The 13,954-nt window shown below is 34.3% G+C and carries 11 protein-coding genes and 1 pseudogene; 1 reads left to right on the plus strand and 11 read right to left on the minus strand.

The window, feature by feature from the left end; translation table 11 throughout:
- Nucleotides 1-33: 33 nt before the first annotated feature.
- From ACJ5H0_RS08710 to ACJ5H0_RS08760, 11 genes and pseudogenes are all read right to left on the minus strand, one after another.
- Nucleotides 34-840, minus strand: coding sequence for a polysaccharide biosynthesis/export family protein (locus ACJ5H0_RS08710; protein WP_411248947.1), 807 nt, complete (start codon nt 838-840; stop codon nt 34-36).
- A 72-nt stretch (nt 841-912) separates the two neighbouring features.
- Complete coding sequence (locus ACJ5H0_RS08715) at nt 913-2,862, minus strand: polysaccharide biosynthesis protein (RefSeq protein WP_172280051.1); 1,950 nt, start codon at nt 2,860-2,862, stop codon at nt 913-915.
- Between the two features lie 440 nt (nt 2,863-3,302).
- Complete coding sequence (locus tag ACJ5H0_RS08720) at nt 3,303-3,764, minus strand: regulatory protein RecX (RefSeq protein ID WP_172280053.1); 462 nt, start codon at nt 3,762-3,764, stop codon at nt 3,303-3,305.
- Between the two features lie 59 nt (nt 3,765-3,823).
- On the minus strand, nt 3,824-5,089 hold the full coding sequence (gene glyA / locus ACJ5H0_RS08725; RefSeq protein WP_411248950.1) for a serine hydroxymethyltransferase: 1,266 nt from the start codon (nt 5,087-5,089) through the stop codon (nt 3,824-3,826).
- Nucleotides 5,090-5,313: 224 nt separating this feature from the next.
- Nucleotides 5,314-6,220, minus strand: a pseudogene (locus ACJ5H0_RS08730) (NAD(P)/FAD-dependent oxidoreductase).
- Nucleotides 6,221-6,294: 74 nt separating this feature from the next.
- The gene (locus tag ACJ5H0_RS08735; RefSeq protein ID WP_411248952.1) at nt 6,295-6,978 is read right to left on the minus strand and encodes a hypothetical protein; all 684 of its coding nucleotides are present in this window, start codon (nt 6,976-6,978) and stop codon (nt 6,295-6,297) included.
- On the minus strand, nt 6,965-7,816 hold the full coding sequence (locus ACJ5H0_RS08740; RefSeq protein WP_411248954.1) for a glycosyltransferase family 39 protein: 852 nt from the start codon (nt 7,814-7,816) through the stop codon (nt 6,965-6,967). Before ACJ5H0_RS08740 ends, ACJ5H0_RS08735 begins: the two co-directional genes overlap by 14 nt.
- A gap of 157 nt (nt 7,817-7,973) precedes the next feature.
- Entirely contained in the window at nt 7,974-9,167 is a 1,194-nt protein-coding gene (locus tag ACJ5H0_RS08745) for an efflux RND transporter periplasmic adaptor subunit (RefSeq protein WP_172280061.1), read from the minus strand.
- 31 nt (nt 9,168-9,198) lie between these two features.
- Nucleotides 9,199-10,470, minus strand: coding sequence for an ABC transporter permease (locus ACJ5H0_RS08750; protein ID WP_172280064.1), 1,272 nt, complete (start codon nt 10,468-10,470; stop codon nt 9,199-9,201).
- A gap of 59 nt (nt 10,471-10,529) precedes the next feature.
- On the minus strand, nt 10,530-11,759 hold the full coding sequence (locus tag ACJ5H0_RS08755) for an ABC transporter permease (protein ID WP_172280065.1): 1,230 nt from the start codon (nt 11,757-11,759) through the stop codon (nt 10,530-10,532).
- Nucleotides 11,760-11,803: 44 nt separating this feature from the next.
- Nucleotides 11,804-12,493 (minus strand): ABC transporter ATP-binding protein, encoded by a 690-nt coding sequence (locus tag ACJ5H0_RS08760; RefSeq protein ID WP_172280066.1) that lies wholly within the window; start codon nt 12,491-12,493, stop codon nt 11,804-11,806.
- A gap of 425 nt (nt 12,494-12,918) precedes the next feature.
- Between ACJ5H0_RS08760 and ACJ5H0_RS08765 the strand changes: the two genes are divergently transcribed.
- A complete protein-coding gene (locus ACJ5H0_RS08765; RefSeq protein WP_172280067.1) occupies nt 12,919-13,893 on the plus strand; it encodes a ribonucleotide-diphosphate reductase subunit beta in 975 nt (324 codons plus the stop codon).
- Nucleotides 13,894-13,954: the final 61 nt, after the last annotated feature.

Below are 13,954 nucleotides of genomic sequence, written 5' to 3' on the forward strand. Positions count from 1 at the left end.
TGCTGGTGACAGTCTATTCTAAATTTTATTTATTTAATTTTTAATCAAAGCCAATATCCCTACAGTTATTGAAGCAATTACAGAGGCAACAGAAATGTAAAGCCCTGTATTAGGATCTACCCTTGCTGCTTTTTCCCTGTTAGCATTTGGTTGAACATATACTACATCATTTTGTTTAAGATAATAGTAAGGAGAATTTATAAAATTAGCACTTGTAAGATCTATTCTTTCTTTACTTATCTGTCCATCAACATTTCGAACAATTAAAATATTATTTCTTACTCCATAAGCAGTTAAATCTCCTGCTAAACCGATCGCACTTAGTAAAGTTGTATTTCCATCAGGTATTACATAAGTTCCAGGCTTAGCAACTTCCCCAAGAACAGAAACTTTAAAATTGATGAGTTTGATGTCTACAATAGGGTTTTTTACATATTCTGAAATTAACCCTGTAAGTTTAGTTCTTAATGTTTCAATATTTTCATTTTTAGTGCTTACTTTTCCTATCTGAGGAAAAACAATATCACCATTGGTATCTATGACATAAGTTGGTCCGGACGCCGGAACCTGCTGAGGAAGATTATTGGAACTAGGCAATGTGTATTGAGCAACTGTACTACCTGAAGAATAATTCTGATTAAAAGGCTTTACTACATCCATATCTTTTGCTGAAACTGTAATAATTAATTGATCCCCAGGCTGAAAATCAACTCTGCTATTTTTAATCGAATTTTCGAGTGTAATACTATCAATATCTTTCATATAATTGATATCCTGTCTCGTTGTACAAGAAAACATTGCTAAACTTACAGCACCATAAATAAAATACTTTAAACTCATTCCTGATAATTTTTCCACAAAAATAGGATAATTATTTTTTTACAAACTATTCATTGATTTCATTGCACTCAATTAGTCTTCTACTAATGGTTCTTTATCCAAAATTTCAAACTCGGAGTTATTGCTTATAAACTCCTGAACAATAGTTTTTAAAATTCTAACTACCTGTAATTTATCTCTTTTAACAGCAGCTAATATAATCTGCTTGCATAGCATATCCACCTCATCGAATTCCATTATCGGATCTCTTGAGATCAAAATCTTTTCATGATGTGTAGGAATGGTAACAGTATTATTACTTAAAAGTTCCTCATATAATTTCTCTCCCGGTCTTAAACCAATGAAAGTAATTTTTATATCTACATCTGGCGTATAACCAGAGAGTTTTATCATTCTTTTAGCAAGATCTAAAATCTTAACAGGTTCACCCATATCAAATACATAAATCTCTCCTCCATTACCCATAGTTCCTGCCTGAAGTACAAGTTCACATGCTTCAGGAATTGTCATAAAGTAACGAATAATGTCCGGGTGAGTAATCGTAACGGGACCTCCCTTTTCTATTTGCTTTCTAAAGTGAGGAATAACCGAACCGTTTGATCCCAATACATTCCCAAAACGCGTAGTAATAAACTTAGTAGTATTTCCCGGTGAATTCTGTAAAGACTGAACAAACAATTCTGCTGCTCTTTTTGACGCCCCCATTACATTGGTAGGGTTAACAGCCTTATCGGTAGAAACCATCACAAAACGGTTTACTTTATACTTTTTCGATAATAAAGAAACGTTCTTTGTCCCTAAGATATTTACAAAAATAGCTTCATGTGGATTTTCTTCGATTAACGGAACGTGCTTGTATGCAGCCGCGTGATATACCATTGAGAACTGATAGTCTTCAAACACTTTTTCTAATCTGTAACTGTTAGAAATATCCGCCAGTACAAATTTAAACCGTTGCTCAGGAAATTTTTCCAGAAGCTCTAATTCCAATTCATATAATGGGGACTCTGCCTGATCAAGAACTACAATTAATGCAGGATTGAACTGCGCAACTTGCCTAACAATTTCACTTCCAATAGAACCAGCACCTCCTGTAACTAAAACATTTTTATCAAAATGTCTCTTTTTTACGTCTTCACTCTCTATTTTTATAGGTTTACGATTCAGTAAATCTTCAATCTGAAGCTGGCTGATTCCTCCAACAAGATCACTATCTCGCATCTTACTAAGTGTCGGAGCCTTCAGCACTCTTAAACCACTATCCAAAGCTAAGGTCATCCATTCTTCGATTTCCTGCTTTGTCATAATCTCCTTAATCAACAATACAGCATCAAACTGCTTGATTAATTTTTCGCTTTTAAAAAACTGATTTTTATTATAAATCTTGTAGCCCAATAGTAAGGCTCTGTTTGAATCTGATCTTCCAGTTAGAAACCCTTGTAATCGATAGGGATAGTTAGGATTATGCATAATGGCGCGAGCCAATGCTACAGAAGCCTCTCCAACGCCTACCACTGCTATTCTTACTTTAGAAGAAGCACCTTTAATATCAATCAGCATATTAAAGAATTGCTTGGTAACCATCCTGAAAAAGAACATGATGGATACCGAAATAAGGAAATATAAAAACAGATTAGGATACAGGAAAAGTGATGTACCCATGGCCATCTGTGAAATGTAATTGATAATCAAAAGACTGACCAATGTACTTCCTGATGATAGTATAATCTTGAAAAAATCAAAGAAAGTAGAATGTCTTATAATACCTGCATAGGTTTTGAAGACATACATAAACAGGATATTAATCCCAATTACTAAAATCCTTTTCTGAACAACATATTCCGGAAAATTAACTTTCACATCCAGATTCCTTAAGAAAAGACGTGAAAGCAAAATTGAAAAAAAGATAATTAAAATATCGATAATGATAACCAACCATCTCGGTATATATCTCAATTTCGTGATTTTCACAATGTTATCGCCATTGTAAAGAGCATTAAAAGCTTCATGCAACTTTTTCATTCAACATTAGGTGATTTTATTAGCGGGGCAAAGGTAATAGATATTATTCATAATTTTAATGCAATTGTTTAATTTCTTTTTTCTACTTTATCTATTTCCAATAAAAACTATTTCTAACACATATTATTGTCTATAAAAAAATTTATACACAATCTCCATACTTTTTACGCTATTTATATCATATTTTCATTGTTTTTCAGATATAAATTTCAAAATATAAATATTGCAAACCACATGCATTTTTCGTGCCACTTACTTTAATTTCTTTTAAAATTTTAATTTTTTTTTTAATAAAACAATGTAAGATATTACATATAAAAGTCTTATATAAAACTACAGCTCAATTCACAGTATAATTGTTATAATTTATTATCCTTAAAATTTCAACAAAGCTATTTTTTTTTAAACAGAAAATAAACGGAACGTAAATTACATATATATTAATTCTCAAGAACCTGCAGGATTATTTCATATTCGTACCCCTTGCCTATTAAATAACTGATTGTTTTCGTTTTTCTCTGGTACTCTTTCAGCCCACTGGATTTGGAATAGTGATCATCAAACATCTTTTTAAGGGTTTTAAAATAATCGTCCTCATCTATTTCATTAAAGCAGGATTGAATAAGCTTTTCGGAAATTTGCTTTTGCTTTAAATTCATCCGAATCTTATTTCTCCCCCAGTGCTTTATATAAAACTTTCCCCTGATATAACTTCTTACAAACCTCTCCTCATTCAGATAATTTTCCTGAATCAGATATAAAAGAATCTCCTCTTTAGCTTCGTTGATCAGCATGAATTCTTTCATCTTTTGTTCAACTTCAGCATGACATCGGTCCTGATAAACACAATAGTTAACCAGCTTTTGTTTGATTTCTTCAAAAGTATAAGATTTCTTATCCATATATTATAAAAAAAGAATGAGCAAAGTGCCCATTCTTAGTATTTAAATTGAAGTAAAATTTAGTAATTAAACAAAGCTTTCCCTTCCATTAATTCATTTACTTTCTTTTTTACAGATGCAATAACTTCTTCATTCTTGATATTATCAACAACCTCGGAGATCAGCTCTGAAATAGTTTCCATATCCTGTTCTTTTAATCCTCTTGTTGTAATTGCTGCCGTTCCTAGTCTGATTCCAGATGTAGTAAATGGCGATTTATCATCAAAAGGAACCATATTTTTGTTACATGTAATATCTGCCAGAACTAATGCTTTTTCAGTCTCTTTACCATTAACGTCTTTATTTCTAAGATCCACAAGCATTAAGTGATTATCTGTTCCCCCGCTCACAATATCAAATCCTCTACTGATCATTGCTTTTGCTAAAGCCTGAGCATTAGATTTAACTTGTTTTGCATAAGTCTCAAACTGAGTATCCAAAGCTTCTCCAAAAGCAATTGCTTTACCAGCAACCACATGTTCAAGAGGTCCTCCTTGAATTCCAGGAAATACTGCACCATCTAAAACCTGACTCATCATTTTGATCTCTCCTTTAGGTGTCTTATGACCATACGTATTTTCGAAATCTTTACCCATCATGATCATTCCTCCTCTTGGCCCTCTTAGTGTTTTATGAGTAGTTGTAGTTACTACGTGGCAATGTTCAAATGGAGAATTCAGCAATCCCTTTGCAACCAAACCTGCCGGGTGTGCAATGTCAGCCCACAGAGTAGCACCTACTTCATCTGCCACCTCTCTGAATTTTGCATAATCCAGGTCTCTGGAGTAAGCGGAAAAACCGGCAATAAGCATTTTGGGCCTTTCTCTCAAAGCAACTTCTCTCATTTGATCGTAATCGATCAAACCTGTTTCCTGTTGTACGCCATAAGAAACAACATTATACTGAATTCCTGAAAAATTAACGGCTGAACCATGAGTCAGATGTCCTCCCATGGAAAGATCCATTCCCATAATTTTATCTCCGGGTTTCAAAACGGCAAGGTAAATAGCTGCATTAGCCTGAGATCCGGAGTGAGGCTGAACATTTACATAGTCAACTCCAAAAAGCTCCTTTGCTCTGTTTATTGCTAATGTTTCGACCTCATCTACTACTTCGCATCCACCATAATACCTTTTACCAGGGTACCCTTCTGCGTATTTATTTGTTAATACACTCCCCATCGCCTTCATTACATTATCAGAAACAAAATTTTCCGATGCTATAAGCTCCAATCCATGAGTTTGTCTTTGTTTTTCCTTTTCAATCAGGTCGAAAATAATATCCATTTACTTTTAGTTTTTGAGATTTTTCACCCCAAATGTACGGAATTTTCAACAAGATTTTATTCATAAAAATATGATTTTTGGGATAAAATAATATAAAACACAATTTATTTCTCAATCCCTATCTAGCTTAAAATCTCAGTGAAAAAGTGCCCATCACTTCTTATAAAAAAATATTCCCTGCTATATTAATACAGCAAGGAATACTAAAAACACTTAAAATTTAATTAAAATTCTTCTTCAATAAGCTCCTTATTTACCATAGCACCAACGGTATTTCCAGATCCGACAGCATTTGCTACAGATCTCATCATTGAAGAGCTATCACCACAGGCATAAACACCATACACATTGGTTTTATAAAAAGCATCTGTTTTTATATGGCCTGACTCAGTTATTTCGATGCCTAAATCCTGTGAAACGTTTATATTTTGCTCAAAAGGAACTTTAGCATAGACAGCTTTTAAAGAAACTTTTGATCCGTCTTTAAAGAGGACACTTTCAATGATCCCGTTCCTATGCTTCAATTCCGTAATTTCATTTTCATTGATATTAATTTTTTTTTTCTTGTAACTTTCTGATCTGATCTTCTGTGAGCTCTGCCTTTCCATTGGTAAACAGAGTAAGGTCTTTCGTCCAATGTGAAATCATTTTTGAAAACTCATAGGCAAAATCGCCATTACCCATAATTCCTGTTTTCTCATTTTTCACTTCGTACCCATGACAATACGGACAGTGTAAAACAGAAATACCCCAACAATCTTTGAATCCTGGAATAAGTGGCTTTATATCATTAATTCCAGTGGCAATAATCAATTTCTTAGATTTGAATCTTTCTAGTGACTGAGTTTCGACTTCAAATCCGTTATCTATTTTCAGAAGTTTACTCGCAATACCATCATAAAACTTTACAGAACTATATTTTTTCACCTGAGATTTAGCCTCATCACTAATCTCCCGGGGAGTCCTTCCATCTTGTGTCAGAAAATTATGAGAATAAGGTGTTTGCTCATTGCAAGGTTTTCCTCCATCAATAATTAATACATTTCTCAAAGATCTTCCTAAAGCCATTGCAGCTGAAAGACCAGCATAACTGCCTCCAATTATTATAACATCATAAGGGTTTACTTCCATGGTCTGAAATAAAATTTAAGACAAAGATAAAATAATTTTTTGATAATGCAATAAAGTTGCAATAATGAATTATTTCAAAATTCCCTTTTATTATCATCGATCTCATTTTTTAATTTCGGTCTAACATCTATTTTTGCCCGACTGAAACTAAAAATAAGAGTACCTTTTTCTCTGGCAAAAGGATTGGTAATAGAATCAGCTTTTCTTGAAATTTCAAAGTAAGGACCAGTCTCTTTTAGCTCATCATCATTATCATTATCTTTTATTCTTATCAAGTTAAAATATTTGTCTTTAAGATCAAACCAGTTGATATAATCGGCATTAAATGAGACAGCTTTTATTCCCATCTTTGAATAATAGTTAATAGCTCCAGCTTGACCATAATTATCACATAAAACTAAAGTCTTTCCTATCTTTGATAATTTATAATATTCTTTATCTACTTTTTGTGCTAATTCTTTCCACCCTTGCATATCTGCAAAATCCTGAGGTAATGAGTGATCCTTTCCATCCTCCCATCTCAACAATCCAAATTTTTTATAACGCTCCGGATTATTCACAATAAACTCAGGACTCTTATTAGGAAACAAAATACGATACATGGGAATAAATAATAGTATGGGAAAAAGTATACAGAGTGGTTTAAGAAATCTTTTCCATCCGCTTTCTAAAATGTGATCCAAATAAGCTGACCCAAAGGCAATATAAACAGGATAAAGACCAATTGCATAATAATCTTTAGCTTTAAAAAAAGACAAACAGAGATATTGCAATTACATATCCCCAAAAGAAAAATCTGAACTTTTCAAATGGTTTGTAAAATAACAGGGCGTAGAAAGCCAATATGATAACAAACGTAACTCCTATAAAGAATAGTAATTGAGATTTAAAAAAGTCAAATCTATTCACATTGACCAATTGATTCTCTGAAAGCTGCTTCATATGATGAATAACAGGGAAGTTATTATTATACTGCCATAAGAGATTAGGAAAAATAATAACTAAAGTTACAAGTGCAGCCCAATAGGTGTGCTTGTTTGCAAAGATCTTTCTTTGGCCTGTTAACAAAAGTGCAGGGATAAAACCCAATGCCAGAAAAGCAATATTATATTTATTTAAAATACCCAAACCAAAAATTATCCCACCGGAATAAAGCCATTTTATTTTCTCTGTATATATGTATTTAATTAAAATATAAAAGAATAAAGTCCATAAAAACACTTCCGAAGAGTTAGGCTGAAAAAGCATATTTAATCGCAAAAGCACAGAAAATAATAGCCCAAAAGAAGCCAAAATCTGAGCAAACAATCCTCCTTTTAACTCTTCAATGATCTTCCACACAACAACTATAGTCAGCGCCCCAAATAAAGCCGGAAAAAATCTAACCCAGAATACTGATCTACCTAATATTTTAATTAACCATGCCACCCAAGAACTAACTGGTGGAACGGACAAATATCCCCACGCAAGATGATCTCCCTGATCAATATGAAGAAACTCATCCCGATGTAATTCGTATTCGGGGTTAATCAATAAATATTGAAGAATAAATTTTGCAATAATAAAAACGAAAAGAATAAGATAGCTTTTCTTCATAGGTCAAAGTTTGAAATTAAAATTAAGACATTTTAAGCTTCTCATTCATTACATTTTCAAACCTTGTTTAACGGAATAGGCAACAACTTTAAGGAGCAAAAAAAAATCCCGGAATAAAATTCCCGGGACTGTAGATAAAATGTATCTGATTAGTTTATTATTTTTTCTTTTCTTTAAGTTCCTCTTTGTCCTTATCTGATGGGTTCCATACTTTTACTTCAGAATTTTTATCTATTCCTGAAAGAATCTGAACATTGATCCCGTCACTGGCTCCTAATTTCACATATACTTTTTTGAATTTTCCATCAGGTTGCTTTACCTCAACAAAAGATCTGTCTTTACCGTTGTTTTTCTCATATTGAATAAGAGATTCATCAAGCAATAATGCATTCTTTTGGGAATTCAATACAATCTCTCCATTTGCTGAAAATCCAGCTCTGATGTATTCATTATTAGGATTGGTTACATCGCCTTCTACAGGAAATTTTATCGTTCCAAGATTATCTTTTCCCTTAGGAGCAATCATTGTTAATTTCCCTGGAAAAGTTTTGTTCTGCAAGGCACCAATCACAATATTCATTGGCATCCCCTGCTTCAGTTTTCCCGCCTGAGCTTCATCAATCTCTCCCTGAAAGATCAGTGAATTAAGATCGGCAATAGAGCAAATCGTTGTTCCCGCGTTGAAAGAGTTCGCTTCAATAACCTGGCTTCCTACTTTTACAGGAACATCAAGTACCGTTCCTGCAGCTTTTGAACGTATTTGCGTTGTAGCAAAACCCTGAAGTTCAGGAGTTGCTCCGGTTTTCACAATTTGTAATCTCTTCTGAGCCGTCTGGAATTGCTGGTTTGCGTTTTTAAGAGTCTGTTGCTGAGAATACAATTGTTGTTGAGAGTTTAAATAATCCTGCTTGGAAATAACTCCCTGACTATACAATTTCTGTTGCATATCAAATTGTTTCTGCATGTTATCTACATTCAGCTTGGCATTGCTGATCTGAAGCTGCGCATTCTGAACTTCCTGCTGTGCATTGTTTACATCTGCGATATTTGGAATAATCCTAACCGTTGCAACCAATTGTCCCGCAACTACTTTATCCCCTTCATCAACTAAAATTTTATCAATAATCCCTGCAATATTAGGCTTGATCTCGATTTCTTCTTTTGGTATAATTTTCCCTGTCGCCATGACTTTATCATCCATATTCTGGACCGTTGGTTTTCGCGTAAGGAACGCTTCACTCTCTTTAGAATTGGATTTGATCAGATAACCGATTCCCGAGAATAATGCCACTGCAAATAAAAGCCCCAACAGTATATAAATGGCTTTTTTCCAAGTGAATTTCTTTTTCATATATCTAGTTTATTTTTTATTTAAATGGTTTTTATTCAGTTCTTAACGCTTCAATAGGTCTGATTTTAACAGCTCTCTGAGCTGGAATCATTCCGATAATCAATCCTAAAACTACCATCACCGCCATAGCAGCAAATACATTTCCGTAGTTTACCGTAGGATTATAAAATGGAAAGGCATCCTGATTCTGTGTAGCCATATTCAGGACCATCAGGACAAATATTCCCAACATGAATCCTAATAACCCTGAGGATAGTGTAATTACAACACTTTCCAGCAGAATCTGATTTCTTACTTCTGAAGGTTTGGCTCCTAATGCTCTTCGGATCCCTATTTCTTTTGTTCTCTCTTTTACCGTAATCAGTAAGATATTTGAGATCGCAATAACTCCCGCAAGAATCGTAAGTGTTCCTACAATAATTGTTAATAGCTGCATTCCGGTTAAGAATCCGGTTAATTTTCCAAATTCTTTTCCAAGGTTGAAGCTTCCAAATGCATTTGTATCTTCAGGTGAAACTTTATTTTTAAGCTTTAATACCTGTTTTACTTTTTCTTCCACAATCTTTAAATCGGCATCCGGCCTGCTGACAATAGCAAACATATCAATATTGTCTCCCGCATTATACATTTTCGTGTATGAAGAAAGAGGAATGAAAACAGTACGGTCATTTTCAAAACCGCCTCCTTTTTTCACTCTGAAAACACCGATAATATTAAAGAAAAGCCCTTTTATATTTATTGATTTACCAATAGGATTTTCTTTCTTTTTGGAATTAAAAAAGTTTTTATATACCTCTTCTCCGATCACGGCAACATTTTTATTGCCTGATAAATCGGCATCGTTTATATAGCGTCCGAAAATAAGTTTCTTTTCAGAAATTTTATTTCCCACAGGATAATCTCCTGTAAGAGAATAGGTAGCACTTTTCCCGTTTCTTGACATAGATTCTCCGGGTGTTCCTGTAAAACTTCCCCGAGCATTCTGTGGTGAAATGTAATCTATTTCAGGAATTTTTCTTTTAAGCATTTCCATATCCGGCAAATGCAGTTTCATCTCTCTCCCTTTTGGAAAACCTTCGTATGGAATAGAGGTTTTCTGAGCCCATAGAAAAATAGAATTCGTTGCAAAGCCTGAAAATAATTTATCGAAACCATTCTCCATTCCTTTTGCTGCTCCCAGCAAACTTACGTATAAAAACATACCCCAACCCACCCCGATCATGGTAAGGAATGTCCGAAGTTTATTATTTCTCAGTGAATAATAAATTTCCTGCCAGGTATCCTTTTTAAATAAGATGTTCATTGGTGTTAGTTATGAGTTTGATTTATACTTTTTTTATAATTATGTACGAACATCAGCTATTACTCTGTTCGTAATGCCTCTATAGGTTTAATTTTCGATGCCCTGTAAGCGGGAACAAAACCGGCAATCAATCCTGAAAAAACCAATGCCAGAAATGCCATAAAGATCTCGGTCCAGCCGACACTAGGGTTCTTGATGAAAAATTCTTCAAGACTGTCTCCCATAAGGCTAAGCGCTAAAACTCCCAAACCTACCCCAATTAAACCTGAGATCACGGTGATCACAACACTCTCCTGTACAATCAACGCCACAATGCTTTTTGGTTTCGCTCCAATAGCCTTTCTAACACCTATCTCCTTGGTTCTCTCTTTAACAATGTAAACCATAATATTACTGATTCCAATGATCCCTGCGATCAAAGTCCCCATACCGATAAAACCAACAATACCTGTAAGTACAGCCATAAACATAAATGTATCATTCATATTTTCTGCATTATTCCATACCCGGACCCCATTTTCATCGTCAGGAGAAACATTCTTCCTTGCTTTTAATCTATCTTTAAGCTCGTTACCGTATTTTATAGCTTGCTGAGGTGTTAGCTTTTCGTTATAGGCTATATAAACCGTTGTTACAGTATCTGAACCTTTTTTCATCTGTTGCAAAGTAGTAATGGGTACTGTAATATGTCTTTCGTCCCAGTCTCCACCGTCGTCGGAAAATACTCCAACTACTTTGAACATTGTTCCGTTAATATTCAGTTCTTTTCCTACCGGACTTCCGTTTTTGATCAAATCTCTCTGTACCATTCGTCCGATCACGGCAACATTTTGTTTTCTTTCAAGATCGGAAGGATTGATATAACGTCCCTCAAGAATTTTCCTGTTTTCAATGAACTTTTCTTCAGGATCTCCTCCGTTAACCTGATAATTCCCACTTTCTTTTCCGTACTTCACCAGCAAACTGGTTTGATACCTTGGAGTTGAATAGCCTACTTTTTCCTTATCTGCTTTAACCAGAAAGTCATAGTCATCATTATTCATGGTTACGTTACGATCCGACTGTAATCCTTTGTAGGCAATGGTTGTTTTTCCTGTAAAGATGGAAATAAGATTTTGAGCATCCCTTGCAAAACCTTCTGTAAAAGCGTTTTGTAAACCTTTACCGATTCCGAAAAGAACGATAAAGATAAACAGCCCTAATGCCACCGTAAATCCGGAAAGCACCGTCCGCAATACATTACTGCGAATGGAACTGAATATTTCCTGCCAACGATCCAGGTCAAACATATTTTTATTTTTTTACTTTTTTAAAGTCAATGTACATTCACTATTTATAGAACAACCTGTTTGATAAATTCATCACTTTCGATAACTCCATCCTTTAAAATCACATTTCTTTTTGTTTGTGCTGCAACATCAGGTTCGTGGGTTACTACAATGATCGTTTTTCCTTCATTATTAATATCCTGTAGCAATTTCATGATATCATGGGTTGTTTTTGAATCCAAGGCACCTGTAGGCTCATCGGCCAATACCACTTTAGGATTTGTGATCAGCGCCCTTGCAATAGCCACCCTTTGTTTTTGTCCACCGGAGAGCTCATTGGGAAGATGAGTTGCCCATTGGGCGAGTCCTACTTTCTCCAGATATTCCATGGCGATCTGATTACGTTCTTTTCGGGGTACGTTCTGATAATATAAAGGAAGAGCAACATTTTCTAAAGCCGTTTTATATCCTATCAGATTAAAAGACTGAAAAATAAATCCTAAAAATTTACTTCTGTATTCTGCAGCCTTTACTTCGGATAAATGCTCGATGGGAACACCGTCCAGCTCATAAATCCCGGAATCCTTTTCATCCAGAATCCCTATAATATTAAGGAGGGTAGACTTTCCGGAACCCGAACTTCCCATAATAGAAACAAACTCGCCTTCGGAAATATTGAGATTAATTCCTTTGAGAACGTGCAGTTTACTTTTCCCTGTATCGTATGATTTGTTTAAATCCTGAATTACTAACATTAAGTGATCTATGTTTTATAGTCAATAAGTAGAAGATATTTTCAATTTGTTACAAGAATCAAAATTTATTGTATTTTTTTAGTGTTTAATATAATACACCTTTATTTATAGTATTTTATGATTTTATGTTTAACTGTAACTTATCAAAAATATTTATTTTATGCTTATTATTGTATCTAAACCAATATCAGTGCTTGTTTCATGTAAATGTGGAAAACTTTTACGATTAAAAGTCAACCAATTAGTGTTTAGCCCTTTCAAAATCGTTTCTTTTTTTCGAACTTTGTGCTTCGCACTAGCAAATAATAAAGACACTTTTCTTGTGAAAAACTTTTAAATGTAAGTTCCAACAAATCAAGCTGTTATTTATTCTTTGATTTTTATCCACAGTGATCTAATTAGTTTAATTTAAAGACATTTTTAATATGGGAATTTTTGATAAGAGAGTAAGTTACAAGCCATTTGAATACCCTGAGGTTCTTCAATTTGTAGAAGCGATCAACAAATCGTTTTGGGTGCATTCGGAAGTGGATTTTACTGCAGACATTCAGGATTTTCATTCGCAGCTGGAACCACACGAAAAAAATTCTGTGAAAAATGCTTTACTGGCTATTGCACAGATCGAGGTGTCTGTAAAGACATTTTGGGGAAACCTATACAATCATATGCCAAAACCTGAACTGAACGGTTTAGGTGCTACTTTCGCTGAATGTGAATTCCGTCATTCCGAAGCCTATTCGCGTTTATTGGAAGTATTGGGATATAATGAAGAATTTACCAACGTTATAGCAGTTCCTGCTGTAAAAAAGAGAATAGACTTCTTATCAAATGTTCTGAAACATGCTAATTCTTCCACCCCTAAAGAATATGTTTCTTCTCTTTTACTATTCAGTATCCTGATTGAAAATGTATCGCTTTTCTCACAATTTGCGATCATTCTTTCTTTCACAAGATTTAAAGGATACATGAAAAACGTTTCCAATATTATCGCGTGGACTTCTGTTGATGAACAAATCCATGCTAACGCAGGAATTTATCTGATAAACAAAATCCGCGAAGAACAACCTGATTTATTAACTGATTCAGACATTGAAGATATTTATACTTTAGTAGATCAATCTGTAGAATTGGAAGGTGAAATCTTAGACTGGATCTTTGAATTGGGAGAATTGAGTGTATTCTCAAAAGAAGACTTACTCAACTTTATGAAATACCGTGTTGACGACAGCTTAAAGAAAATCAATATGGATACACGCTACAACATTTCGCCGGAACAATACCGTCCGATGAAATGGTTTGAGGAAGAGGTTTTTGCTAATTCTATGGATGATTTCTTTGCTAAAAGACCTGTTGACTATACGAAACACGACAAGAGTATTACAGCCAACGATTTGTTTTAATTAAACAAGCTCTGTATATAGCTCAACAATCTTTCATTAGAAAGTATCCTTTTCGGATGAA

Origin of the sequence: Chryseobacterium proteolyticum, assembly GCF_046591535.1 — a bacterium.
GTDB classification, from domain to species: Bacteria; Bacteroidota; Bacteroidia; order Flavobacteriales; family Weeksellaceae; genus Chryseobacterium; species Chryseobacterium proteolyticum.

Bases quoted from the DNA above. Each gene is read 5' to 3' on its own strand.
- ACJ5H0_RS08710 (WP_411248947.1), bottom strand. From the start codon at position 840: ATGAGTTTAAAGTATTTTATTTATGGTGCTGTAAGTTTAGCAATGTTT.
- ACJ5H0_RS08715 (WP_172280051.1), bottom strand. From the start codon at position 2,862: ATGAAAAAGTTGCATGAAGCTTTTAATGCTCTTTACAATGGCGATAAC.
- ACJ5H0_RS08720 (WP_172280053.1), bottom strand. From the start codon at position 3,764: ATGGATAAGAAATCTTATACTTTTGAAGAAATCAAACAAAAGCTGGTT.
- glyA (WP_411248950.1), bottom strand. From the start codon at position 5,089: ATGGATATTATTTTCGACCTGATTGAAAAGGAAAAACAAAGACAAACT.
- ACJ5H0_RS08740 (WP_411248954.1), bottom strand. From the start codon at position 7,816: ATGAAGAAAAGCTATCTTATTCTTTTCGTTTTTATTATTGCAAAATTT.
- ACJ5H0_RS08745 (WP_172280061.1), bottom strand. From the start codon at position 9,167: ATGAAAAAGAAATTCACTTGGAAAAAAGCCATTTATATACTGTTGGGG.
- ACJ5H0_RS08750 (WP_172280064.1), bottom strand. From the start codon at position 10,470: ATGAACATCTTATTTAAAAAGGATACCTGGCAGGAAATTTATTATTCA.
- ACJ5H0_RS08755 (WP_172280065.1), bottom strand. From the start codon at position 11,759: ATGTTTGACCTGGATCGTTGGCAGGAAATATTCAGTTCCATTCGCAGT.
- ACJ5H0_RS08760 (WP_172280066.1), bottom strand. From the start codon at position 12,493: ATGTTAGTAATTCAGGATTTAAACAAATCATACGATACAGGGAAAAGT.
- ACJ5H0_RS08765 (WP_172280067.1), top strand. From the start codon at position 12,919: ATGGGAATTTTTGATAAGAGAGTAAGTTACAAGCCATTTGAATACCCT.